Here is a 24,573-nt window from a genome sequence, read left to right on the forward strand (position 1 = left end):
GCTGACCCGCACGCAGATCCTGCAGCAGGCCGGTACCGCGATGCTGGCCCAGGCCAACCAGTCGCCGTCCAGCGTGATGAGCCTGCTGCAGGGCTGATCCCCTACGCCGGTTCATGCAGTACGCAAAGGCCGCCTTCGGGCGGCCTTTCTGCGTCTGTGGCGTCGGCCGGCATCGATCGGGCACCCCGGCTGGCACGGGCCTTGCAGCGGCGCATGCATCGGCGCACGCGCGTGCGCTCAAGCTTCCATTCCGGCGGCCGATAGCCATTGCAACGGCAGTGGCTCCGCCCGCCCACAGCACAAGGAACCCTCATGGCCATCGGAACCGTCGGCACTGGTCTCGACATCCCTACCCTCGTCGCGCAGCTGGTTGCCAAAGAGCGCGAGCCGCAGGAAAACCAGATCAACGCCCTGGGCACGGCCGCCACGTCGAAGCTGTCGGCCATCAGCACCATCAAGAGTGGCCTGGCCAACCTGCAGACCGCGCTGGCCACCCTGGTCAAGAGCGCCGACAACCCCGGCTACAAGACCACCCTGGGCACCGATGCCACCTTCACCGCCGCGGTGGATACCGGCGACAACGCGACCAGCCCGGTGGCCGGCACCCACCAGGTGCAGGTGCAGCAGCTGGCGCAGAACCAGAAGCTCAGTTCCAAGGCCTTCGACAAGGATGCCGCGATCGGCGGCGGTAAATTGACGATCGGCTACGGCGACACCAGCCTGGAAGTGGATATCGCCGCCGACAGCAAGCTGGCCGACGTGGCCAAGGCGATCAACAAGGCCTCGGCCGGCAAGGGCGTGGTCGCCTCGGTGGTGACCGCCGACGATGGCCAGCACCTGGTGCTGACCGCGGTGGACTCCGGCGAAGCCGGCGCGATCACGGTCACCCCGTCGGGCGGCAATGGCACCCTGGATGACTTGGCCTACGACGGCACCGCGGCCTCGAAGATGGAAGTGATGGTGGAGGCCAAGGACGCGATCGTGATCGTGGACGGCTTCACCCGCACCTCCAGCTCCAACACCATTTCCGACCTGGTGCCGGGCGTCACGCTCACGCTGACCAAGGCCAACCCGGACGTGAAGCAGACCCTGACCGTCGGCCGCGACAACAGCGCGCTGAAGGCCAACCTGACCGCCTTCGTGACCGCCTACAACGCGATCAACACCACGCTGAAGTCGGCCACCGCCTACAACACCGAAACCAACACCGCCTCGGCACTGACCGGCGATGCCATGGTGCGCGGCCTGCAGCAGCAGCTGCGCGGGCAGATGAGCCCGAACGTGAACGAACTGAAGGCGCTGGGCATCACCCTGGCCACCGACGGCACCATGAGCCTGGACAGCACCAAGCTGGACGCGGCCATCGCCAAGGACCCCGAATCGGTCAGCAACCTGTTCGGCGCCGACGGCAAGGTCGGCAAGTCGATGACCGACATGCTGAAGAGCAACCTGGATGCCACCACCGGCACCATCACCCAGCGCACCAACACGCTCAACAAGCAGATCAAGGATCTGGAAAAGCGCCTGGATGATCTGGATGCGCGCATGGAACAGGTGTCCACCCGCTACACCAAGCAGTTCACCTCGATGGAATCGCTGGTCAGCCAGATGCAGACCACCAGCGACTACCTGACCCAGCAGCTGGCCAAGAAGACCAGCAGCTGAACCCGCACGGCGGCGCTCAAGTTTGGCGCCGCCGGCGCCGATACAAACAGCAACACAATGCAGGGCCCGTGGCGGGCCCTGACGCCACCGACCGGCCACGCGCCGGGTGGCCAACCAGGAGACTCATTCAATGTACGGTTCCAGCCGTCAGTACGCAGAGCAGTACCGCAAGGTCGGGGTGAACACCGCCGTGTCCGACGCCGACCCGCACAAGTTGGTTGCACTGCTGCTGACCGGAGCGTGCGAACGCATCCGCCTGGCCGAGGCCTGCATCGAGCGCAACGACCAGGCGCGCAAGGGCAAGGCGATCGGCGAAGCCTGCGCCATCGTCGGCCACCTCAATGGTTCGCTGGACCATGAGGCCGGCGGCGAGATCGCCGGCAATCTGTCGGCGCTGTACGACTACGTGCAGCAGCGCCTGACCGAGGCCAACCTGCACAACGACGTGGTGGCCCTGCAGGAAGCGCTGCAGCTGCTGACCGAGATCGACGCGGCCTGGAATGCGATTCCGCAGGACCAGCGCCAGCGCGCTGCCGGGGCACCTGCCTGATGGACGCCGTGCTTGCCCCGCTGCATGCCGAACTGGACGCGCTGGATGCCGCACTGACCACCGCTTCGGGCGAAGACTGCGCCACGCTGCTGGGCCAGTACGACGCCAACCTGCGCAAGGCCATGGACGTGCACGGTGCCATCCTCGGCGCCGACGCACTGCAGGGCCTGCTGCAGCACCAGCACGACCTGAGCGCACGCATGCGCCTGCTGCGCGACGAAGCGGCCAGCCACCTGCAGCAGAACCGCACCTCCCTTCGCGCGGCCCATGCATATCTGCAGGCAGAATCGCTGGCATGACCCTGCTGCCGACCACCTCGCTGCACCACCCGGCCGAAAGCGAGCTGTTCGACGAAACGCTCAGCTGCGAACTGGCCCTGCCTGCCGAGTTCCAGCCCGGCAGCGGACTGGGCCGCACCGGCAGCGCCGAGGCCCTGCTGCGCAGCCTGGCCCTGGTGGAAGACAGCCGGGTGGACGAGCACGAGGAGCGCAGCGAGGCCACCCTGCAGCTGCAGCGACTGGAAGCAAAGCTGGACCTGACCATGGTGCTGCTGGGCCGTTTGGTGCGCCAGCAGGGCCACGACCTGCCGCTGCGGCCGGTGCGCTGGTCGCGCCGCGGCATCCGCCTGCAACTGGGCCCGCGCAGTGGCGCCACCCCCGGCCAGGCCGGCCTGGTGCGGCTGCAGCCCAGCGACTGGCTGCCCGACCATATCGACCTGCCGGTGGAGGTGGTGGCCGAAGCCGCCGATGGCAGTGGCGGGCATTTCCTCTGGCTGCGCTTCAGCCGCCTGGGCGATGGCCTGGAGATGGCCATGGAACGCCACCTTTTCCGTCTACACCGTCGACAGGTTGCCGAAGCGCGCCGGGCGCGCTGAACGCTGTCACGGTAGTGCGTGGCCGACGGGCCTTGGCGGGCCCGTTCAGCTAAGTTAAGGTGGACTCCCCTCACGGACCTGCTGCGTGCCTGTGCGAGTTCTCATCGTCGACGATCACACCCTGGTTCGCGCCGGCCTGGCGCGGCTGCTGCAGGGGTTTGCCGACGTGCAGCTGGTGGCCGAAGCCAGCAACGCCGAACAGGCGCTGCAACTGGCCCTGCAGCATGCACCGGACGTGGTACTGATGGACCTTTCCCTGCCCGGTCGCACCGGCCTGGAAGCGCTGAGCGACATCCGCCTGCGCGCACCCGGCACCCGGGTGGTGATGATGACCATGCATGACGATGCCGCCCATGTACGCGATGCGCTGGACCGTGGCGCGGTGGGGTTCGTGGTGAAGGATGCCGCGCCGCAGGAACTGGAACTGGCCCTGCGCGCCGCCCATGCCGGCCAGGTGTTCCTGAGCCCGCAGATCTCGGCCAAGATGCTGGCCCCCATGCTGGGCCGGGAAAAGCCCACCGGCATTGCCGCGCTGTCGCCGCGCCAGCGCGAGATCCTGCGCCAGATCGGCAAGGGCGAAAGCAACAAGGAAATCGCCGCCGACCTGGGCATCAGCGTGAAGACGGTGGAGACCCACCGCGCCCGCATGATGGAATCACTGGGCTGCCGCCGCGCCAACGATCTGCTGCTGCTGGCCGCCCGCCACCAGCACGAGCTGGAATGATCGAGCGCCGGTAAACCCGCGCCCAGGCCCGGTAGAGTCGACCGTTGGTCGACTGCTCGTCGCGCCGGTAGAGTCGACCGTTGGTCGACTGCGCTTCGCGTGATAGTCGACTTACAGTCGAGTCTACCCCCGCCCCAGGCGCCGGAATGCCGTCACCCTGACATTCAATGACGGGTTTCCACACACCAACGCCCCGGACGACCGCCCAGCGCCACCAGCAATCAACGATTTAGCCGCGGCCATCGTCAACTTCCCGCGATTGCGTAGGGAATTCCCCTACAGCGTGTCGGGAACTGAACCAAGCGCCTCAGGAACCCCCCGATTCCGGACCTGCCGGATCAAAAGCAAGATGTGTTCCACAAGGCGCCGGGGAGCGGTGCCGGGGAACCACGATGAAGGCTGCACTCTCGACCCAGCTGGGCCAACAACTACACCTGACGCCGCAGCTGCTGCAGTCGATCCGCCTGCTGCAGCTCGATGGCCTGCACCTGGAACAGGAAATCCAGCGCCTGCTCGATTCCAATCCGCTGCTGGAAATCGAAGAGGCCGAAGCCCCCGTTGCCGACGCCAGCGATGCCGCTGCCACCACGCTGGAAACCGCGGCCTTCGACGAACTGCCCGAATCGTCCATGTGGGACGTGGCCGGCACCAGCTGGCAGGACGGCGACGATGACCGCATGGCGCGCATTGCTGCCGGCGAATCGAGCGACCCGCAGCTGCGCGTGCTGCAGCGGCTGGCACTGGACCTGGACGACCGTGGCCTGGCCATCGCCGCGTTCTGGCTGGAACACTGCGACGAGGCCGGCTACCTGCAGGCCCCGCTGGCCCAGCTGCACCTGCTGGCCAGCGCCCAGTTCGATGTGGACGCCGCCGGCGTGGAAGCCATCCGCCAGCAGCTGCTGCATGGCGAACCGGCCGGCATGGCCGCGCAGGACCTGCGCGAATGCCTGCTGGCGCAGTTGTACAGCCTGCAGGGTCTGGTGCCGGCCCGCCACCTGGCCGGGCGCATTCTTGAAGGCGCCCTGGACGCCCTGGCGGCCCACGACTACCCCGCCCTGGCCCGCCAGCACGATGCCGAAGTGGAGGACGTGCGCGAAGCCGTGCGCCTGATCCTGTCGCTGCAGCCGCGCCCGGGCGACTGCCTGCAGGCCGACACCAACGTGGCCGTCGTGCCCGACGTGGTCGCCTGGCATGCCGACGAGCAGTGGAAGGTGGCGCTGAATCCGGCCACCAGCCGCCGGGTATCGATCAACAGCCAGTACGAACAGGCCCTGGCCGACACCGCCGAGGCTGCCCCGGCCCTGCGCGAGATGCTGCAGGAAGCCCGCTGGTTCAGCCGCGGCCTGTCGATGCGCTATGACACCCTGCTGCGCACCGCACGGGTGATCGTCGAGCGCCAGGCCGCCTTCCTGGTCCGCGGCGAAGAAGCCATGGCGCCGCTGACCCTGAAGGAAGTGGCCGAAGAGATCGGCATGCACGAATCCACCGTTTCGCGCATCACCACCGGCAAGTACCTGCAGACCCCGCGCGGCACCTTCGAACTGAAGCACTTCTTCGCCGTGCGCCTGGAAGGCGCCAGCGTCTCCGGGCAAGCGGTGAAGGCCATGGTGCGGCGCCTGATCGACGCCGAACCGGCCGGTCGCCCGCTGGCCGACGAGGCCATTGCCGGCCTGCTGTCGCGCCAGGGAGTGAACATTGCCCGTCGAACCGTCGCAAAATACCGAGAACAACTGGATATCGCCCCGGCCCGCGAACGGCGCCGGCTCAGCGCCAGGCAACCCCAGCTGGCCCGGGTGGGCTGAAAAGGATGTTGGACATGAACAAGCTCACAGTGCTGCTGGTCGATGACCATGAAGGTTTCATCAACGCCGCCATGCGTCATTTCCGCAAGATCGACTGGCTGCAGATCGTTGGCAGCGCCGGCAACGGCCTGGAAGCGATCGAGCGCTCGGAAAGCCTGCGCCCGCAGGTGGTGCTGATGGACCTGGCGATGCCGGAAATGGGCGGCCTGCAGGCCACCCGCCTGATCAAGTCGCAGGACGATGCACCGTACATCGTGATTGCCAGCCACTTCGACGACGTCGAGCACCGCGAACACGCGCTGCGCGCCGGCGCCGACAACTTCGTCAGCAAGCTGTCCTACATCCAGGAAGTCATGCCGATCCTGGAAGGCCTCAGGGAGGATCGATCGTGAGCGAATCGCGCATCCTGGTGCTGGACAACGATGCCGTGCGTGCCGAGCGCACCGTTGCCCTGCTGGAATTCATGGATTTCAACCCGCGCTGGGTCTCCGACGCAGCCGATTTCGACCTGGGCCGCCAGCGCCAGAACGACTGGATGGCGGTGATCGTCGGCAGCCTGGACGAAAGCCCCGCCAGCACCGCGCTGTATGCGTGGCTGGGTGGCAGCAGCCTGCCGCCGCCGGTGCTGCTGGCCGATGGCGATGCCGCCACGTTCGCCCACCAGCACGGCCTGCATGAAGCCAATATCTGGCCGCTGGAAGCACCGCTGCGCCATGCGCAGATGGAAGCCCTGCTGCGTCGCGCCAGCCTGAAGCGGCTGGATGCCGAACACCAGGCCGGCGCCGTGCAGGACCAGGGTCCGACCGGCACGGGCCCGGCGGTGACCACCCTGCGCACCATGATCGAACAGGTGGCCGCGTTCGACACCACCGTGCTGGTGCTGGGCGAATCGGGCACCGGCAAGGAAGTCGTCTCGCGTGCCATCCACCAGCGCTCGCCGCGCCGTGATGGTCCGTTCGTGGCGATCAACTGCGGCGCCATTCCGGCCGACCTGCTGGAAAGCGAACTGTTCGGCCACGAAAAGGGTGCCTTCACCGGCGCACTGACCGCGCGCAAGGGCCGTTTCGAAATGGCCGAGGGCGGCACCCTGCTGCTGGACGAAATCGGCGACATGAGCCTGCCGATGCAGGTGAAGCTGCTGCGCGTGCTGCAGGAACGCAGCTTCGAGCGCGTGGGCGGAAACCAGACCATCCGCTGCAACGTGCGCGTGGTCGCCGCGACCCACCGCGACCTGGAGACCCGCATTGCCGAAGGCAAGTTCCGCGAGGATCTGTTCTACCGCCTGAACGTGTTCCCGATCGACGTACCGGCCCTGCGCGAACGCCGCGAAGACCTGCCCGCGCTGGTGGAAACCATCGCCGCGCAGCTGGCCCGCACCGGCCGTGGCGAAGTGCGCTTCACCCCCGAGGCCCTGCAGGCACTGGCCGGTTACGAATGGCCGGGCAATGTGCGCGAACTGACCAACCTGGTCGAGCGCCTGGCCGTGCTGCACCCGGGTGGCTCGGTGCGCGTGCAGGACCTGCCGGCCCGCTACCGCGGCGACGCCGCGCTGGCCCCGGTGGCGCCCGCCCCCGCCCCGGCGCCCGTGGCCACCAGCGAAGACCGCCTGGACCTGCGCAGTTTCTCCTTCCACACCCCCGGCAGCGGCGGCCAGCCGGCGCTGGAGCATGGCATTGCCGTGAACCGCGGCAACGCGCCGGCGGCCCTGCCCGACGACGGCCTGGACCTGCGCAACCACATGGCCAACATCGAACTGGGCCTGATCAACGAAGCCCTGGAACGCACCCAGGGCGTGGTCGCCCACGCCGCCCAACTGCTGGGCCTGCGCCGCACCACCCTGGTGGAAAAGCTGCGCAAGTACGGCATCGAGCGCGAACCGGCCGAACTGGCCAGCTGACCGCCTGCAGCCGGGTCGGATCCCTCCCGAAGGGAGGGCTCTGACCCCACGCGATCCCAGAGGGGTCGGAGCCCTTTCCGTTGGAAAGGGGTCCGACCCCTTTGCATTTGCACGTTCTCCTCAAGACATCTGCAACCGGGGTCAGACCCCTCCCGCAGGGAGGGCTCTGACCCCGCGCGATCCCAAGAGGGGTCGGAGCCCTTTCCGTTGGAAAGGGGTCCGACCCCTTTTGCATTTGCACGTTTTCCTAAAGACATCGGCATTGCACTGCGGACCATGGCAGGGACACCCTACGGAGGTCCCGCCATGCATCGTTCAGCAATACTCATCGCCCTGCTCTGCCCCACCGTGGCCACCGCCGCCGACTGCACCGTGCCCGCTACGCTGGACCAGCGTCAGTTCACCAACCTCAGCGATCCACTGTATGCGCCGGACAACCCCAACGCCGGACGCGTGGTGCAGGTCAGCTTCGGCACGAGCGCTTACACGCTCGATGTACTGGGCACCGACATCCGCATCGGCGGCACCTACCACTACCAGCGCCTGGCCCCGCATGCCGCGGAAATCCACATGGTCGAAGCCCACCCCGATGGCCCAGCTCGCTACACCTTGCTACTGACCTGCCTGACCCAGCAACAGGGCCGTTTCATCTACACCCAGCACGACGGCCCCATCACGCCCCGGCAGCGCCAGAATTCCGGCCGCTGGACCCTGCAGCCATAGGCCAGAAAACCGACGCCGGTTAAATGGCGCCCTCAATGAGGTCAGAGCCCGTTGCCCCGCAACGGGATCCGACCCCGTGCTGTTCCGACAGGTCGCGGCCAAGTGTCGAAGGCGGGGTGGGTCCGGTTGCGGGGGTATCCGCGCCATGGATGGCGCGGCTAAGCCCCCATGGACGGGTTTACGGCGTCCCCCGCAACCGGACCCACCCCGCCATCCCCAGGAAACCAGCTGTTGACGTTGCTTCAGTCGAGCATGGCTCGACTCTACAGCGGGCGCGGGGTGCAACCCCGAAAAACACACCCCCACCCTCACCACACTGAATCAAAAACCGGTTTCGGCACGCCGCTTGCACTGCTTCCAGACGAACGCCCCCATCCCTGTTTCTGGAACCGTTGCAGATGTCCCACTCCGTCACTTCGATCCTTTCCCAGATCCGCTCCTATCAGACCCAGATGGGACAGCCGGCGGTCAATCCGCTGGCCGAAGCGCCGCGCAGCAATGCCCTGCCCAACGCGGTGCTGGATGCCCCGCAGGTGCAGCCGCCCAGCTTCACCGAAACCCTGCGCGGCGCGCTGTCCAGCGTGAACGACGCCCAGCAGACCTCCGGCGCCCTGGCCAAAGCCTTCGAAATGGGTGACCCCAGCGCCGACCTGGCCAAGGTCATGGTCGCCTCGCAGCAGTCCCAGATCGCCTTCCGCGCCACCGTGGAAGTCCGCAACCGTCTCGTCCAGGCCTACCAGGACGTGATGAACATGCCGCTGTAAGGATCCAACCGCATGGCACTGACGCTCTCCAAGGAATCCCTGAACGCCGAGAAGGCCGGGCAGTGGTTCGATCGGCTGCAAAGTCTGCAGATCACCCGCCGCCTGGGCCTGATGGCGATGATTGCCGTGGCGGTGGCGGCAGGCCTTGCCGTGTTCTTCTGGGCACAGAAGCCGGGCATGGTGCCGCTGTACACCGGCCTGGACCAGAAGGCCACCGCCGAAGCCACCGACCTGCTGCGCGCCGCACAGATTCCGTTCGAACTGGATCCGGCCACCGGCGGGATCGTGGTGCCGGAAAAGAACCTGCACGATGCGCGCCTGAAGCTGGCCGGCTCCGGCCTGACCGACAGCGGCAAGCTGGGCTTTGAACTGATGGAGCGCGATCCCGGCTTCGGCGTCAGCCAGTTCGTGGAAAGCGCGCGCTACCAGCACGCGATGGAAACCGAGCTGTCGCGCACCATCAATACGCTGCGCCCGGTGCGCGATTCGCGCGTGCACCTGGCCATTCCCAAGCCCAGCGCATTCACCCGCCAGCGCGATGTCGCCAGCGCCTCGGTCACCCTGGAACTGCGCGGCGGCCAGCAGCTGGAACGCAGCCAGGTCGATGCCATCGTGCACATGGTGGCCGCCAGCATTCCCGACCTGGCCCCGGAACGGGTGACCGTGGTCGACCAGAGTGGCCGCATGCTGAGCGTCAGCGACCCCAACAGCGAAGCGGCCGTCAACGCCGCCCAGTTCGAACAGGTCCGCCGCCAGGAAACCTCGTTCAACCAGCGCATCCGCGAACTGCTGGAGCCGATGACCGGCCCGGGCCGGGTGAATCCGGAAGTGAGCGTGGACATGGACTTCTCGGTAACCGAGGAGGCGCGCGAACTCTACAACGGTGAACCGCAGAAGCTGCGCAGCGAGCAGATGAGCGAGAACACCAGCACCACGCCGGGCCCGCAGGGCGTGCCGGGGGCGACCAGCAACAGCCCGCCGGGCCAGCCGGCCGCGCCGCCGACCGCGCAGACCCCGACCGAAAGCAGCAAGAACGCCACCCGCAACTACGAGCTGGACCGCACGCTGCAGCACACCCGCCAGCCGGCCGGCCGCATCAAGCGCGTGTCGGTGGCGGTGCTGGTGGACAACGTGCCGCGCGCCGGTGCCAACGGCAAGGTCGCCCCGCAGCCGCTGTCGGCCGCCGAGCTGACCCGCGTGGAAGCGCTGGTGAAGCAGGCCGTGGGCTTCAACGCAGAGCGCGGCGATACCGTGTCGGTGATGAACGCCCCGTTCGTGCGCGACACCACCCCGGTGGAAGGCCCGGCCTGGTGGGAACTGCCTTGGGTGCACGATGCCGGCCGCATGCTGTTGGGTGCGGTGGTGGTGCTGGCCCTGCTGTTCGGCGTGCTGCGCCCTGCCCTGCGCGCCATTACCGGGCAGACCAAGAAGGAAGACGAGGCTGCACTGGAACCGCACAGCGCGGACGTGCAGCTGGTGGATGACGATGGCACCCCGCTGCCGGCGCTGGGCGCCGACCGGGCCAGCCTGGGCGGGGCCGAAGCACTGGCCCTGCCGGTGGATTCATATGAGGAACGACTGCGGATGGCCCGTGAAGCCGTAAAGACCGACTCCAAGCGCGTGGCCCAGGTGGTCAAGGGCTGGGTGGCCAATGACTGAGGCACAACTGACCGGCGTACAGCGCGCTGCCGTGCTGCTGCTGTCCCTGGGTGAGCTGGACGCGGCCGAAGTGCTGCGCCACATGGAACCCAAGGAAGTGCAGAAGATCGGCATCGCCATGGCCACCATGACCGACATCACCCGCGAGCAGGTGGAACGGGTGATGGACCAGTTCAGCCAGGAACTTGGCTCGAAGACCTCGCTGGGCGTGGGTTCGGACGACTACATCCGCAACATGCTGGTGCAGGCGCTGGGCAGCGAAAAAGCCGGCAACCTGATCGACCGCATCCTGCTGGGCCGCAATACCACCGGCCTGGATGCGCTGAAGTGGATGGACCCGCGCGCGGTGGCCGACCTGGTGCGCAACGAGCACCCGCAGATCATCGCCATCGTGATGGCCCACCTGGAAACCGACCAGGCCGCCGATGCACTGAAGCTGCTGCCCGAACGTACCCGCGTGGACGTGCTGCTGCGCATCGCAACGCTGGACGGCATTCCGCCCAATGCGCTGAACGAACTGAACGAGATCATGGAACGCCAGTTCGCCGGCAACCAGAACCTGAAGTCGTCCAACATCGGCGGCGTGCAGTGCGCGGCCAACATCCTCAATTTCATGGACAGCGGCCAGGACCAGGCGATCCTGGGCGAGATTGCGCGCATCGACGCACCGTTGAGCGGCCGTATCCAGGACCTGATGTTCGTGTTCGACGACCTGGTGGACCTGGACGATCGCGAAATGCAGCTGGTGCTGCGCGAAGTGAGCGGCGAGCGCCTGGGCCTGGCCCTGCGCGGTGCCGACATCAAGGTGCGCGACAAGATCACCCGCAACATGTCCCAGCGTGCCGCCGAAATCCTGCTGGAAGACATGGAAGCACGTGGCCCGGTGCGCCTGTCCGACGTGGAAGGCGCGCAGCGCGAGATCCTGGCCATCGTCAAGCGCATGGCCGATGAAGGCACGGTCACCATCGGCGGCAGCGCGGAGGCCATGCTGTGAGCAACGTCGTGCGCTGGCTTGCCCCGGACCTGCTGGCCCAGCCCGAACCGGAGCTGGAACAGGAAGACGTGTTCGAGCTCACCGAGCCCGACCCGGAACACGAGCCGGAGCCGGTGCTGCAGCTGCCCACGCTGGAAGAGATCCAGGCGATCCAGGACAGCGCGGAAAAAGAAGGCTTTGCCCAGGGCCACAGCGATGGCTATGGCCAGGGCCAGGCCGAGGTGCGCCGCCTGGTCGCGCAGATCGAAGGCATCCTGGACAACTTCAGCCGCCCGCTGGTGCGCCTGGAAAACGAAGTGGTCGGTGCGTTGGGCGAGCTGGCCGTGCGCATTGCCGGCGCCCTGGTCGGCCGCGCCTACGAGGCCGACCCGGCCCTGCTGGCGCAGCTGGTGGGCGAAGCCGTGGACGCGGTGGGCGGCGCCACCCGCGAGGTGGAAGTGCGCCTGCACCCCGATGACATCGCCGCCCTGTCGCCGCTGCTGACCCTGTCACCGCAGCAGCGACTGGTGCCCGATACCAGCCTGAGCCGCGGCGACCTGCGCGTGCACGCCGAAGCGGTGCGCGTGGATGGCACCCTGGAAGCACGCCTGCGCGGCGCCCTGGATGCGGTGATCCGCCAGACCGGAGCCAATGCATGAACACCGATTCGCACCTGCCGCCGCCGGCCGACTGGACCGTGGCCCGCAACCTGCGCCTGGCCGGCCGCCTGGACAGCCTGCGGGTGGATACCGCGCACGGACGCGGCCTGATCCGCGAGGGCGTGCTGCGCCGCGCAGTGGGCCTGACCCTGGAAGCGGTCGGCTGCGAGGCCCCATTGGGCGCCAGCTGCAAGGTGGAAGTGGTCGACGGCGGCTGGGTGGATGCCGAAGTGGTCGGCTTTGCCGGCGAACGTACCTACCTGATGCCCAGCGCCGAGCTGCACGGCCTGCTGCCCAACGCGCGCGTGGTACCGTCCGCGCGCCGTGGTGGCGTGGAAGTGGGCGAAGGCCTGCTGGGCCGGGTAATCGACAGTGATGGCGTGCCGCTGGATGGCAAGGGCCCGATCCGCGCCGAAGGCCACGTCGGCATGGCCGGCGTGTCGATCAACCCGCTGGCACGCGAACCGATCACCCAGCCGCTGGACGTGGGCGTGCGCGCGATCAACGCACTGCTGCCGATCGGCCGTGGCCAGCGCGTGGGCCTGTTCGCCGGCTCCGGCGTCGGTAAGTCGACGCTGCTGGGCATGATGACCCGCTACACCGCCGCCGACGTGATCGTGGTTGGCCTGATCGGTGAACGTGGCCGCGAAGTACGCGATTTCGTTGAAACCACGCTGGGCGAAGAAGGCCTGCGCCGCGCGGTGGTGGTGGCCAGCCCGGCCGACCGCCCGCCGCTGGCACGCCTGCACGGCGCCTACCGCGCTACTGCCATTGCCGAATGGTTCCGCGACCAGGGCCTGAACGTGCTGCTCCTGATGGATTCGCTGACCCGTTTCGCCCAGGCCCAGCGCGAGATCGGCCTGTCGGTGGGCGAGCCGCCGACCACCCGCGGCTACCCGCCGTCGGTGTTTGCCAAGCTGCCGGCGCTGGTGGAACGTGCCGGCAACGGCGCCAAGGGGCGCGGTTCGATCACCGCGTTCTACACCGTGCTGACCGAAGGCGATGACCCGCAGGACCCGATTGCCGATGCGGCGCGCGCCATCCTCGACGGCCATATCCTGCTGTCGCGGCGGGTGGCCGACAGTGGCCTGTACCCGGCCATCGACGTGGAATCGTCGGTCAGCCGCGTGGTCACGGAAATCGCCGACGAACCCTGGCGCCTGCGCATCCGCAAGTTGAAGCGCCTGGTGTCGGCCTACTCGGCCAACCGCGACCTGATCGCCATTGGCGCCTACCAGCGCGGCAACGACGCTGCGACCGACGAAGCACTGGAACGCTGGCCGGAAATCATGGAATTCCTCGGCCAGGATGTGGCCAAGGCCGCCGATCTTCCGCACAGCCAGGCCGCGCTGCAGCGCCTGGTGGAACAAGAGAACTAAGCCATGACACAGTCCAAGCGCATCGACCCGCTGTTGAAGCGGGCGCAGGAACACGAAGACGCGGTGGCCCGCGACCTGGCCGAGCGCCAGCGCGTGCTCGATACCCATCTGTCGCGGCTGGATGAACTGCGCCGCTATGCCGAGGAGTACGCCAACGCACAGATGGCCGCCACCAGTCCGGCGCAGCTGCTCAACCGCCGTGCCTTCCTGGACCGCCTGGACAGCGCGGTGGAACAGCAGCAGCAGACCGTGGACGGCAACCGCGAAAAGGTGGAAGCCGAGCGCGCGCGCCTGATCCTGGCCAGCCGTGACAAGGCGGTGCTGGAACAGCTGGCCGCCAGCTACCGCGCCCAGGAAAAGGTAGTGACCGACCGCCGCGACCAGCGCGAGATGGATGACATCGGCGCCCGCCGCGCCCGCCTGGCGCAGGCCACCGACCCGGACAACGACCCGCAGGGAGGCCGCGCGTGATGCCTTCCCTGTTGACCGGCAACAGCACCGCCGCCGGCACCACCGGCTCCACGGGCAGCAGTGCGCGCAGCAACCGCAGCGACGCTGGCAGCGGCAGCGGTTTCGACCAGATGCTGCAGGGCGGCAGCAACACGCCTGCCGCCAGGACCGCGGGCACCCCAACGAAGCCGGCGAGCAAGGCGACCAACGCCGATGCAGGCAACGCCGACGCACGCACGCCGCCGGCCACGTCCGCGGACGCAACCGACGCCGACGCTGCAACGACCGAGGTCGCCGCCAGCACCACCGACAGCACGGCCCCGGCCACCGACAAGGATGCACCGACCGACAGCGACGACGCGCCGTGGCCGCCGCTGGGTCTGGCCGGGCTGGCGCTGATGGTGCCGCCGGTTGCCGACCCCAGCGTGCCTGCAGTGCCCACCGCGGCGGGCGCGGAGGCCGACGCCCTGCCCGGCGCCGCACCCGCTGCACTGCCCACGCTGCCCGCCGCGGCCACCGCCACCAGCACGACGCCGGCCACCGCGCCAGCGGCCACCGGCGTGGCGACGGCCGCCGCAGCCGATTCCGAGGGCGAAGGCATCGAACTGCCACTGCCCGGCACGGTGCTGGCGCAGACCGCGCTGGACGGCGCAGACGATGCAGACAGCCTGTTCGGCAGCGACCGTAGCGTGACCGCACCGCTGCAGGTGGCCCTGCCCGCCGCCCTGCAGGACCTGAAGGCCGCGCTGGCCAGCACCCCGGTGTTCACCGGCGACCCCACGCCCACCCCGGTGCTGGGCGATGAAGGCTTCGACCAGGCCATCGGCGCACGCGTCGGTTGGCTGGCGGACCAGAAGATCGGCCACGCCCACATCACCCTGAACCCGGAAGACCTGGGTCCGGTGGACGTGCGCCTGCAGATGAACGGCGACAAGGTGCACGCCAGCTTCAGCAGCCCGCACGTGGACGTGCGCCAGGCACTGGAAAGCAGCCTGCCGCGCCTGCGCGAACTGCTGGGCGAACAGGGCTTCCAGCTGGCCCACGCCGATGTGGGCCACCGCAACAGCGGTGACGGCGGAACGTCGGGCCAGAACCACGGAGGCGGCAGCGGCCGCATCGGTGACGGAGAACCGTCGCTGGGCGACACCACGGTGTCGGCGGCACAGCTGATCCGCCAGCGCGGATTGCTGGACGCCTACGCGTAACCGGTAGCGCCGGGCCATGCCCGGCGGTACCCCGATAGCCCGCCGGGCACGGCCCGGCGCTACCGACGGAAATCCGTCGCCGCCCTTCCCCACCACTGCGGCACACCCCTTGCATAGCCCTGTGAAGCAACCCCTGAGGAGCTTCACCCCGTGGCCGCAGCCGCTGACAAAACCAAGAAGACCGCCGACAAGGACAAGAGCGCCAAGCCGCGCAGTCCTCTGCTCATCACCGCCCTGGTGGCCGTTCTGGCCGCAGGTGCCGCCGGCGCCGGCGTCTGGTTCTTCACCCAGAGCAAGCACGAACCGGCCACCGCCGAAGCCCCGAAGAAGGGCGCCACCCCGGCCCCGGCCCAGTACTTCGCGCTGGAACCGGCCTTCGTGGTCAATCTGAACGGTCCGATCGACGGCCCGCGCTACCTGCAGGTGGAAGTGCAGCTGATGACCCGCGATGCCGCTGCGCTGGAGGCGATCAAGACCCATGCGCCGGCACTGCGCGCCAATCTGCTGATGCTGTTCTCGCAGGTCAGCCCCGACCAGATTGCCGACGTGGCCGGCAAGCAGAAGCTGCAGGCCGAATCGCTGGCCGCCGTGCAGAAGGTGCTGAAGGCCGAGACCGGCAGCAACGGCGCCGACGATCTGCTGTTCACCAGCTTCGTGACCCAGTAAGGGCCTACCGATGAATGACCTGCTGTCCCAGGATGAGATCGATGCCCTGCTGCATGGCGTGGACAGCGGCGCGGTCGAAACCGATCCGGAGCCGCCGTCCGGCGAAGCGCGTTCCTACGACTTCGCCAGCCAGGACCGCATCATCCGCGGTCGCATGCCCACGCTGGAAATGGTGCACGAGCGCTTCGCCCGCCTGTGGCGCATCGGTCTGTTCAACCTGATCCGCCGTTCGGCCGAGCTGTCGGTGCGCGGCATCGAGCTGATCAAGTTCAACGACTACATGCATTCGCTGTATGTGCCGACCAACCTGAACCTGATCCGCTTCAAGCCGCTGCGTGGCACCGGCCTGATCGTGTTCGAGCCGACCCTGGTGTTCGCCATCGTCGACAACTTCTTCGGCGGCGACGGGCGCTACCCCACCCGCATCGAAGGCCGCGAATTCACCGCCACCGAAATGCGGGTGATCCACCTGCTGCTGAAGCAGACCTTCGCCGATCTGCGCGAAGCCTGGGCACCGGTGATGGAAGTGGATTTCGAATACATCAACTCGGAAATCAACCCGCACTTCGCCAACATCGTGACGCCGCGCGAATACGTGGTGGTGTGCCGCCTGCACGTCGAACTCGACGGCGGTGGCGGTGACATCCACGTCACCCTGCCCTACTCGATGCTCGAGCCGATCCGCGAACTGCTCGACGCCGGCATCCAGAGCGATCGCAACGACCGCGATGCCAGCTGGGGCGTGATGCTGCGCGAACAGCTCAACATCGCCGAAGTGACCCTGTCCAGCGTGCTGGCCAGCAAGCGCATGACCCTGCGTGACCTGACCCAGCTGAAGGTGGGCGACATCCTGCCGATCGAGCTGAACACCCAGCTGCCGCTGTGCGTTGAAAACATCCCCGTGTTCACCGGCGAATTCGGCATCGCCAACGGCATGAACGCCGTGAAAGTCACCGCTACCCATCCGCCGGGGACCCGCCCGCGCGTACCCGTCATCCAGGAAGACCCGCAATGAACGATATCGACGCCCTCGAACCGACCCCGGCCCAGTTCGGCAGCCTGCAGGCCGATGAAACCCCGGGTCCGGACCTGAACCTGGACGTGATCCTGGACGTGCCGGTGACCCTGTCACTGGAAGTCGGCCGCGCCCGCCTGCCGATCCGCAACCTGCTGCAGCTCAACCAGGGTTCGGTGGTGGAACTGGAACGCGGCGCCGGCGAATCGCTGGACGTGTTCGTCAACGGCACCCTGATCGCCCACGGCGAAGTGGTGGTGATCAACGACCGCTTCGGCGTGCGCCTGACCGATGTGGTCAGCCCGAGCGAGCGGATCCGGAGACTGCGTTGAGCCTGCTGCTCGCCACCGCGCAGGCCGCTGCGAAGGCAACGCCGCAGATCGGCCAGCATGCCGCCACCGCACCGAGCCTGTTCGGTGCGGTGCTGGCCCTGCTGGCCGTGCTGGCCCTGGTGATCGGCCTGGGCTGGTTGCTCAAGCGCCTGCCCGGCAGCGGCTTCCGCCCCGCCGAAGGCATGAAGCTGGTGGCCAGCCTGACCGTGGGCGCCAAGGAACGCGTGGTGGTGGTGGAAGTGAACGGCCAGCAGCTGCTGCTGGGCGTCACCGCCGGCAGCATCACTACCCTGCACACCCTGTCCGAGCCCCTGCCGCCGCCGGCGCCGGTGCGCGTGCCGGACCTGAAGAACCTGCCGAATTTCGCCCAGCTGCTGCAACAGCGGCTGCGCAAGGACCCCTGACATGCGCGTGACCCGTTCCCGCTTTGCCACCCTGATGCCGTGGCTGATCCTGATCGCCCTGTGCCTGCTGCCCGCGCTGGCCTTCGCCGCGCCGGGCGCACCGCCGTCGCTGCCCGATGTGAACGTGGGCAAGATCGGCGGCGCGCCGGTCAGCCTGCCGCTGCAGACCCTGCTGCTGATGACGGCGATCACTTTGATTCCGTCGATGCTGCTGGTGCTGACCTCGTTCACCCGCATCATCATCGTGCTGGGCCTGCTGCGCCAGGCGCTGGGCACCGGGCAGACGCCGTCCAACCAGGTGCTGCTGGGCCTGGCCCTGTTCCTGACCGCCATGATCATGCTGCCCACCTGGGACAAGGCGTGGAGCACCGGCATGGCGCCGTACTTGAACGGCGACATCGACTTCCAGACCGCCTGGACGCTGACCACCCAGCCGCTGCGCGCCTTCATGCTGGCGCAGATCCGCGAAACCGACCTGATGACCTTCGCCGGCATTGCCGGCCATGGCACCTACGCCAGCCCCGATGCCATTCCGTTCCCGGTGCTGGTCGCCTCGTTCGTCACCAGCGAACTGAAGACCGCCTTCGAGATCGGCTTCCTGATCTTCATTCCGTTCGTGATCATCGATCTGGTGGTGGCCAGCGTGCTGATGTCGATGGGCATGATGATGCTGTCGCCGATGCTGGTGTCGGCGCCGTTCAAGATCCTGCTGTTCGTGCTTGTCGACGGTTGGGTGCTGACTGTGGGTACGTTGGCGGCCAGCTTCAATCCGGCGTGATTGAAAGACAGTCGAGCGTGGCTCGACTCTACAGAAGCAGAGCAGTCGAGCGTGGCTCGACTCTACAAGAGCAGATGGAACCCGAATGTCTCCCGAACTTGCCCTGACTGAACTGCGTGGCGGCCTGATTACCGTGCTGTGGGTGGCCGGTCCGCTGCTGCTGACCGTGCTGGTGGTGGGCGTGGTGGTGGGCGTGGTGCAGGCCGCGACCCAGTTGAACGAGCCCACCATCGCCTTCGTGGCCAAGGCCGCGGCACTCACCGCCGTGTTGTTTGCGCTCGGCAGCCTGCTGATCGGCCATCTGGTCGAATTCACCACGCTGCTGTTCCAGCGCATTCCGCACCTGATCGGCTAGGACCTGCGCCGCGATGGACGCCGCCACCCAGATGGCCGCCGACGGCCTGCAGGCCTTCGGCATGATCGGCACCGTGCTGTGGACCCTGCTGCGCTTCGGCGCGGTGGCCATGGCCATGCCCATGGTCGGTACCCGCGCCGTGCCTGCCCGCGTGCGGGTAATGCTGGCGGCGACGCTGTCGATCGCGCTGGCACCGCTGCTGCCGCCGGTACCGGACTGGACCGGGTTCGACGCCGCCACCGTACTCACCATCGCCCGCGAGCTGGCCATCGGTGTGTCCATCGGCTTCCTGCTGCGGCTGATCTTCGAAGCCGGCGCACTGGCCGGCGAGCTGGTCGCCCAGGGCACCGGCCTGGCCTTCGCACAGATGAGCGACCCGCTGCGTGGCGGCACCTCCGGTGTCATCGGGCAGTGGTTCTACCTGCTGTTCGGCCTGCTGTTCTTCACCGCCAACGGCCACCTGGCGCTGATCTCGCTGGTGGTGGACAGCTACCGCGCGCTGCCCATCGGCGCACCGCTGCCCGACCCGCATGCCTTCTTCAGCATCGCCCCCACCTTCCTGCTGACCGTGCTGCGCGGTGGCCTCACCCTGGCCATTCCGCTGGTGGTGGCCATGCTGGCGGTCAACCTGGCCTTCGGCGTGCTGGCCCGCGCGGCGCCCGCACTGAATCCGATCCAGCTGGGCCTGCCGGTGTCGCTGCTGCTGGGCCTGTTCCTGCTGGCCCTGCTGGCCGGTGAGATGGGGCCGCCGGTACAACGCATGTTCGATGCCGCGTTCGAGGCCGCCGGCGCCGTCACTCAATGAGAACTTCATCACATCTTGTTGATTGCCCTGCCCCCCCGGTCACGCGTTACAGTGAATGGGCGGCGACCAGGGGGACGCCGCACGCGGCCGACGCTGCACACGGCCGCTTGCCGTAGCCTTGCCCCACCGTAGTTTTTCCGTTGACAGGCAGGTCCGGGAGACTGACGAATGCTGGTAGGCACGTATAACCCATGGCTGGTGGCCACCTCGTTGCTGGTGGCGGTCATGGCTTCGTATACCGCTCTGGCCATGGCCGGGCGCACGGTTACCGCACCCGGCCGCGGGGCCACTTGGTGGTGGCGACTGGGCGGCGGCTTCGCCATGGGCCTGGGCATCTGGTCCATGCACTTCATCGGCATGCTGGCCTTCGACCTGCCCATTCCACTGGGCTACGACCTGCCCATCACCCTGGCATCGCTGGCGCTGGCCATCGCCTCGTCGGTGTTCGCGCTGTGGCTGGTGTCGCAGCGCACGTTGCCGCATGGCCGCCTGGCAGGCGGCGCCGTGTTGATGGGCACCGGCATTGCCAGCATGCACTACGTGGGCATGGCCGCGCTGCGCATGCAGCCGGGCATCGACTACCAGCCGGTGTGGCTGGCGCTGTCGCTGCTGGTGGCCGTGGCCGCATCGTGGACCGCGCTGTACGTGGCCTTCCGGCTGCGCGCGCAGAACACCCGCAACGTCGATCGGCTGACCGCCGCCGGCCTGCTGGGCCTGGCCATCGTGGGCATGCATTACACCGGCATGGCCGCCGCCCGCTTCCCGCAAGGAAGCGTGTGCGGTGCGGCGGTCGGCGATGGCCTGCGCAGCACCTGGCTGGCGGTAATGGTGGTGGTGCTCACCGTGGCCATCCTGGCGGTGGTGCTGGTGGTGTCCTGGCTGGAACAGCGGGTGGAAGCGCAGTTGCTGCGCCTGCGCAATTCGCTGCTCAGCACCTCGCTGACCGACGCCCAGCAGGAACTGACCCAGGCCGCGCTGCATGACCCGCTCACCCGCCTGCCCAACCGCCTGCTGCTGCAGCGCCGGATCGTGCAGGCGCTGGCCGAGGCCGAACAGGGCGGCAGCCGCTTCGCGGTGATGTTCATGGATCTGGACGGCTTCAAGCAGGTGAACGATGCCTACGGCCACCAGGCCGGCGACGCCCTGCTGGTGGCCGTGGCCGAGCGCACCCGCCAGCTGCTGCGGTCCAACGACATGCTGGCCCGGCTGGGCGGCGACGAGTTCGTGCTGGTGGTGCGCATCGAACACGACGAGGACCTGCCGACCCTGGCCCGGCGCATTCTGGAAGCGGTGGGCGGCGGCCCGCTGCTGGCCGACAACGAACTGCAGGTGACTGCCAGCATCGGCGTTGCCATCTGTCCCGACCATGCGGCCAGCGAACGCCAGTTGATGGCCTTCGCCGATGCGGCGATGTACCAGGCCAAGGAATCTGGCCGCAACGCGTTCGTGCTGTTCGCCGACTGGATGAACGACAGCGCCGAACAGCAGTTCCGCCTGCTGGCCGACCTGCGCCGGGCGATCGGTACCGACCAGTTGTTCCTGCACTACCAGCCCAAGATCCGCGTCGCCACGCAGGCCGTGGCCGGTGCCGAAGCGCTGATCCGCTGGCGCCACCCCGAACAGGGCCTGATCCCGCCGGACCGCTTCATCCGCCTGGCCGAGCGCAGCGGCGCCATCAACGATATCGGGCGCTGGGCGCTGGAACAGGCCTGCCAGCAACTGCGTCGCTGGCACGATGCCGGCCATGACAGCTGGTCGATGTCGGTGAACCTGTCCCCAGTGCAGTTCAGTTCGCCGCACCTGCTGCGCGATGTGGAAGAGATGATCGAGCGCTATGCCATCACCCCGCGCCACCTGGTGCTGGAAATCACCGAAAGCACGGTGATGCGCGATACCGACACCAGCCTGCGCCTGCTGCAGAGCCTGTCGGCGCTGGGCGTGGGCATTTCCATCGATGATTTCGGTACCGGCTATTCCAGCCTGCTGTACCTCAAGCGCCTGCCGGCCACCGAGATAAAGATCGACCACGCCTTCGTGCGCGACCTGGAACACAGCCCCGAAGACGTGGTGATCGTCTCGGCCATCGTGGCCCTGGGCCACGCGCTGGACATGGACATCGTGGCCGAAGGCGTGGAAACCGCCCCGCAGCGCGCCTATCTGGAACGGCTGGGCTGTGACTACCTGCAGGGCTACCTGCTGGGGCGGCCGGTGGACCCGGCCCGTTTCATGCAGCTGCACGACCTGCCGCGGCCGCGGGTGGAACTGGCCAACCCACCGCCGCGCTGACGCGCCGGCCGTGGTGGGTGCCAACCTTGGTTGGCACATTCCTGCCTTGCCCGCGCTGGCAATTGCCCTGCATGCGCAATACGCTTTCACGGAACATCGGTGAATGGAGTATGCGCATGTCAGGGAAGAGTTCATTTGAAAGTCCGCGCTGGCACCGTGACCTGCTCCGCTTCCTGCCGCTGAAGAGCCAGTTCGTGCTGTCCGGCAATGTGCGTGATCTGCAGGCCGGCGAGCTGCAGCCCGGCCTGGTCACCGCGCAGGGCTTCAACCAGCACCTGTGCACTACCTTGCTCGACGAGGGCTTCAGCCACGTGCTCGGCTGGGACCCGCTGGCCGGCTTCCGCGTTCTGAGCCGCGCCGGTGCAGAGCCCACCGACGGCGACGCCGTGCTGCGCGAGCTGGGGCTGACCCCGGCCAATGGCGCCGCGCCGGCCGGCATCGACCTGCTTTCCGCCACGCTGCCACGGTTGGTCAGCCGAAGCGGCGATCCCATTGCGCTGATTGTCGATTTTGCCTCGCGCTTGACCGTACGCAGCGACAATCTCAGCGCTGCCGAACACCAGTTGTTCACCCAGGCCCTGGTGCTGGCCCACCAGGCCCGCAGCCGTCCGGCCACGGCGGCGCGCAGACCCTTCTTCAACAGCATTCTGTGGATCGTGGAAAAGGAAGGCGATCTGCCCGATTGGCTGGTGGTGGCCAACCCGCGCATCCGCGCAGTTTCCGTCGCAAAGCCCGACCAGCAGGTGCGCCGCGCACTGGCGCCGGCCCTGCTGAAGGGGTTGGCCGGTGCGGCCACGGCCACGCCCGATGCCATGGCAAAAGCGGTCGATGCCTTTGTCACGGAAACCGAGGGCCTGCTGCTGCTGGACCTTACCGCCATCACCCAGCTGGCCCGGGTCGAGAACGTGGGCATGGAACAGATCAGTGACGCGGTACGCCGCTACAAGATCGGCGTCACTGAAGACCCTTGGCTTCGCATCGATCGCCCGCGCATCCGTGCAGCGCAGGGCTACGTGCAGCAGCGGGTGAAGGGCCAGGACCACGCCGTGACCCACATGCTGGACATCGTCAAGCGCGCCATGACCGGCGTCGGCGCGCGCCGCAAGGGCAACCGGCCACGCGGCGTGGCCTTCCTGGCCGGGCCCACCGGTGTCGGCAAGACCGAACTGGCCAAGACCGTCACCAGCCTGCTGTTTGGCGACGAGGGCGCGTACATCCGCTTCGACATGTCCGAGTTCAGTGCCGAGCACGCCGACCAGCGGCTGATCGGTGCCCCGCCCGGCTACGTGGGCTACGACGTTGGCGGCGAGCTGACCAATGCCATCCGCGAGAAGCCCTTCAGCGTGGTCCTGTTCGACGAGATCGAAAAGGCCCATCCGCGCATTCTCGATAAATTCCTGCAGATCCTCGACGACGGTGTGCTCACCTCGGGCCGCGGCGACCGCGTGTATTTCTCCGAGGCGCTGATCGTCTTCACTTCCAATCTTGGCATCTATCGGCAGGGCGAACACGGCGAACGGGTGGCCAATGTGCTGCCCGGCGAGGCGTTCGAACAGGTGCAGGAAAAGGTCCATGCCGAGATCGACCGCCACTTCAAGCTGGTGCTGAACCGGCCGGAGATCCTCAACCGCATTGGCGAGAACATCATTGTTTTCGATTTCATCCGCGACGAGGTCGCCGTGCAGATCTTCGAGCAGATGGTGGATGCCACCCTGCAGGACCTGCATGCCCAGCAGCTGACGGTGACCCTGGCCGCAGAAGCGCGCGCCACGCTGCAGGCGCAGTGCCTGCAGGACCTGTCCAACGGCGGCCGCGGCATCCGCAACCAACTGGAAGCGCGCCTGCTGAACCCGCTGGCACGCAGCCTGTTCGACCAGGACGCACAACCCGGCGAGCACTTCGTCATCACCGCCGTGCAGCCTGGCGGGCTGGCCGTGGAACGGGCCTGACCATGCAGGTCAGCCTGTCGCGCGTGCATTTCCCCATCACCACGCTGGGGCCGGGGCACAGGCTGGGCATCTGGTTCCAAGGCTGCAGCATCCGCTGCCCTGGCTGCGTATCGGCCGATACCTGGGGGCCGGGCCATCGCCGCATCGAGGTGGACGTGCTGCTTGAGCAGCTTGCGCCGTGGTGGCAGCAGGCCGACGGGGTGACCATTTCCGGCGGCGAGCCGTTCGACCAGTTCGATGCACTTCTGGCCCTGCTGCGCGGCCTGCGCTCGCGTGGGCCGGGCGACATACTGGTCTACAGCGGCCACGCGCTGGAAGCGTTGCAGGCGCCGTTGCGCCGTGCAGCAGGCCTGATCGACGGACTGATGAGTGACCCCTACCTGGCGGACGCCGGGCAGACCCGCGCGTTGCGTGGCAGCGACAACCAGCGGCTGAGCCTGCTGACCGACCTTGGCCGCGATCGGCTGGCCGGGCTGGAGCGCCCGCTCGCGCCGTCCGACAAGGCGCTGGACATCATGTTCGACGAGGACGGCAGCCTGTGGATGGCCGGCATCCCCCGACACAACGACCTGCTGCGCCTGCGCGGACTGCTGCGCGCGCAGGGTCATCACCTGCAGACCAGCGCGCACGCCCCCAGCGGCGAAGACGTGGAGTAACCG

At 67.8% G+C, this 24,573-nt stretch carries 27 protein-coding genes; all 27 read left to right on the plus strand.

Features of this window, described 5'->3' with window-relative positions; genetic code table 11:
* The coding region (locus AC06FA_RS08010) for a flagellin (RefSeq protein ID WP_275086515.1) at positions 1–97 on the plus strand (97 nt) is incomplete at its 5' end.
* Positions 98–312: 215 nt separating this feature from the next.
* Positions 313–1,665 (plus strand): flagellar filament capping protein FliD, encoded by a 1,353-nt coding sequence (fliD, locus tag AC06FA_RS08015; protein WP_478067847.1) that lies wholly within the window; start codon positions 313–315, stop codon positions 1,663–1,665.
* 130 nt (positions 1,666–1,795) lie between these two features.
* Positions 1,796–2,215, plus strand: coding sequence for a flagellar export chaperone FliS (gene fliS, locus AC06FA_RS08020; RefSeq protein ID WP_049460610.1), 420 nt, complete (start codon positions 1,796–1,798; stop codon positions 2,213–2,215).
* Positions 2,215–2,514 carry a hypothetical protein gene (locus AC06FA_RS08025; protein ID WP_312253330.1) on the plus strand — a complete coding sequence of 100 codons (300 nt, stop codon included), beginning with the start codon at positions 2,215–2,217 and terminating at the stop codon, positions 2,512–2,514. The genes fliS and AC06FA_RS08025 overlap by 1 nt, the downstream gene beginning before the upstream one ends.
* Positions 2,511–3,089, plus strand: a complete 579-nt coding sequence (locus AC06FA_RS08030) for a PilZ domain-containing protein (RefSeq protein WP_478067848.1) — start codon at positions 2,511–2,513, stop codon at positions 3,087–3,089. Before AC06FA_RS08025 ends, AC06FA_RS08030 begins: the two co-directional genes overlap by 4 nt.
* Positions 3,090–3,180: 91 nt before the next feature.
* Entirely contained in the window at positions 3,181–3,813 is a 633-nt protein-coding gene (locus AC06FA_RS08035; RefSeq protein ID WP_049460605.1) for a response regulator, read from the plus strand.
* A gap of 392 nt (positions 3,814–4,205) precedes the next feature.
* Positions 4,206–5,615 (plus strand): RNA polymerase factor sigma-54, encoded by a 1,410-nt coding sequence (rpoN, locus tag AC06FA_RS08040; RefSeq protein ID WP_478067849.1) that lies wholly within the window; start codon positions 4,206–4,208, stop codon positions 5,613–5,615.
* 14 nt (positions 5,616–5,629) lie between these two features.
* Entirely contained in the window at positions 5,630–6,007 is a 378-nt protein-coding gene (locus AC06FA_RS08045; RefSeq protein ID WP_049460600.1) for a response regulator, read from the plus strand.
* Entirely contained in the window at positions 6,004–7,512 is a 1,509-nt protein-coding gene (locus AC06FA_RS08050) for a sigma-54 dependent transcriptional regulator (protein WP_478067850.1), read from the plus strand. The genes AC06FA_RS08045 and AC06FA_RS08050 overlap by 4 nt, the downstream gene beginning before the upstream one ends.
* Before the next feature lie 306 nt (positions 7,513–7,818).
* Positions 7,819–8,235, plus strand: coding sequence for a hypothetical protein (locus AC06FA_RS08055; protein WP_478067851.1), 417 nt, complete (start codon positions 7,819–7,821; stop codon positions 8,233–8,235).
* 398 nt (positions 8,236–8,633) lie between these two features.
* The gene (gene fliE / locus AC06FA_RS08060) at positions 8,634–8,999 is read left to right on the plus strand and encodes a flagellar hook-basal body complex protein FliE (RefSeq protein WP_478067852.1); all 366 of its coding nucleotides are present in this window, start codon (positions 8,634–8,636) and stop codon (positions 8,997–8,999) included.
* A 12-nt stretch (positions 9,000–9,011) separates the two neighbouring features.
* A complete protein-coding gene (fliF, locus tag AC06FA_RS08065; protein ID WP_478067853.1) occupies positions 9,012–10,658 on the plus strand; it encodes a flagellar basal-body MS-ring/collar protein FliF in 1,647 nt (548 codons plus the stop codon).
* A 7-nt stretch (positions 10,659–10,665) separates the two neighbouring features.
* Positions 10,666–11,652 carry a flagellar motor switch protein FliG gene (gene fliG, locus AC06FA_RS08070; RefSeq protein ID WP_108751550.1) on the plus strand — a complete coding sequence of 329 codons (987 nt, stop codon included), beginning with the start codon at positions 10,666–10,668 and terminating at the stop codon, positions 11,650–11,652.
* Positions 11,649–12,290 (plus strand): FliH/SctL family protein, encoded by a 642-nt coding sequence (locus AC06FA_RS08075; RefSeq protein ID WP_108749561.1) that lies wholly within the window; start codon positions 11,649–11,651, stop codon positions 12,288–12,290. The genes fliG and AC06FA_RS08075 overlap by 4 nt, the downstream gene beginning before the upstream one ends.
* Complete coding sequence (locus tag AC06FA_RS08080) at positions 12,287–13,669, plus strand: FliI/YscN family ATPase (protein ID WP_312709577.1); 1,383 nt, start codon at positions 12,287–12,289, stop codon at positions 13,667–13,669. The genes AC06FA_RS08075 and AC06FA_RS08080 overlap by 4 nt, the downstream gene beginning before the upstream one ends.
* Positions 13,670–13,672: 3 nt before the next feature.
* Positions 13,673–14,140 carry a flagellar export protein FliJ gene (gene fliJ / locus AC06FA_RS08085; RefSeq protein WP_478067854.1) on the plus strand — a complete coding sequence of 156 codons (468 nt, stop codon included), beginning with the start codon at positions 13,673–13,675 and terminating at the stop codon, positions 14,138–14,140.
* Positions 14,140–15,324 carry a flagellar hook-length control protein FliK gene (locus tag AC06FA_RS08090; RefSeq protein ID WP_478067855.1) on the plus strand — a complete coding sequence of 395 codons (1,185 nt, stop codon included), beginning with the start codon at positions 14,140–14,142 and terminating at the stop codon, positions 15,322–15,324. The genes fliJ and AC06FA_RS08090 overlap by 1 nt, the downstream gene beginning before the upstream one ends.
* Positions 15,325–15,474: 150 nt before the next feature.
* Positions 15,475–15,990, plus strand: coding sequence for a flagellar basal body-associated FliL family protein (locus tag AC06FA_RS08095; protein WP_312709574.1), 516 nt, complete (start codon positions 15,475–15,477; stop codon positions 15,988–15,990).
* Positions 15,991–16,000: 10 nt separating this feature from the next.
* On the plus strand, positions 16,001–17,005 hold the full coding sequence (gene fliM, locus AC06FA_RS08100; protein WP_478067856.1) for a flagellar motor switch protein FliM: 1,005 nt from the start codon (positions 16,001–16,003) through the stop codon (positions 17,003–17,005).
* Complete coding sequence (gene fliN, locus AC06FA_RS08105; protein ID WP_108749555.1) at positions 17,002–17,337, plus strand: flagellar motor switch protein FliN; 336 nt, start codon at positions 17,002–17,004, stop codon at positions 17,335–17,337. The genes fliM and fliN overlap by 4 nt, the downstream gene beginning before the upstream one ends.
* The gene (fliO, locus tag AC06FA_RS08110; protein WP_478067857.1) at positions 17,334–17,741 is read left to right on the plus strand and encodes a flagellar biosynthetic protein FliO; all 408 of its coding nucleotides are present in this window, start codon (positions 17,334–17,336) and stop codon (positions 17,739–17,741) included. The genes fliN and fliO overlap by 4 nt, the downstream gene beginning before the upstream one ends.
* A gap of 1 nt (position 17,742) precedes the next feature.
* Positions 17,743–18,519: a flagellar type III secretion system pore protein FliP gene (fliP, locus tag AC06FA_RS08115; protein ID WP_108761945.1), complete on the plus strand. Its 777-nt coding sequence runs from the start codon at positions 17,743–17,745 to the stop codon at positions 18,517–18,519.
* A gap of 85 nt (positions 18,520–18,604) precedes the next feature.
* Positions 18,605–18,874, plus strand: coding sequence for a flagellar biosynthetic protein FliQ (locus tag AC06FA_RS08120; RefSeq protein WP_005413254.1), 270 nt, complete (start codon positions 18,605–18,607; stop codon positions 18,872–18,874).
* A gap of 13 nt (positions 18,875–18,887) precedes the next feature.
* Entirely contained in the window at positions 18,888–19,679 is a 792-nt protein-coding gene (fliR, locus tag AC06FA_RS08125; protein WP_108749552.1) for a flagellar biosynthetic protein FliR, read from the plus strand.
* A gap of 168 nt (positions 19,680–19,847) precedes the next feature.
* Positions 19,848–21,965, plus strand: a complete 2,118-nt coding sequence (locus AC06FA_RS08130) for a putative bifunctional diguanylate cyclase/phosphodiesterase (protein ID WP_478067858.1) — start codon at positions 19,848–19,850, stop codon at positions 21,963–21,965.
* Between the two features lie 116 nt (positions 21,966–22,081).
* Entirely contained in the window at positions 22,082–23,914 is a 1,833-nt protein-coding gene (locus tag AC06FA_RS08135) for an AAA family ATPase (protein WP_478067859.1), read from the plus strand.
* A gap of 2 nt (positions 23,915–23,916) precedes the next feature.
* On the plus strand, positions 23,917–24,570 hold the full coding sequence (locus AC06FA_RS08140) for a 4Fe-4S cluster-binding domain-containing protein (protein WP_478067860.1): 654 nt from the start codon (positions 23,917–23,919) through the stop codon (positions 24,568–24,570).
* The last annotated feature ends 3 nt before the right edge of the window (positions 24,571–24,573 follow it).

The organism is Stenotrophomonas sp. Steno-C17, assembly GCF_056393165.1.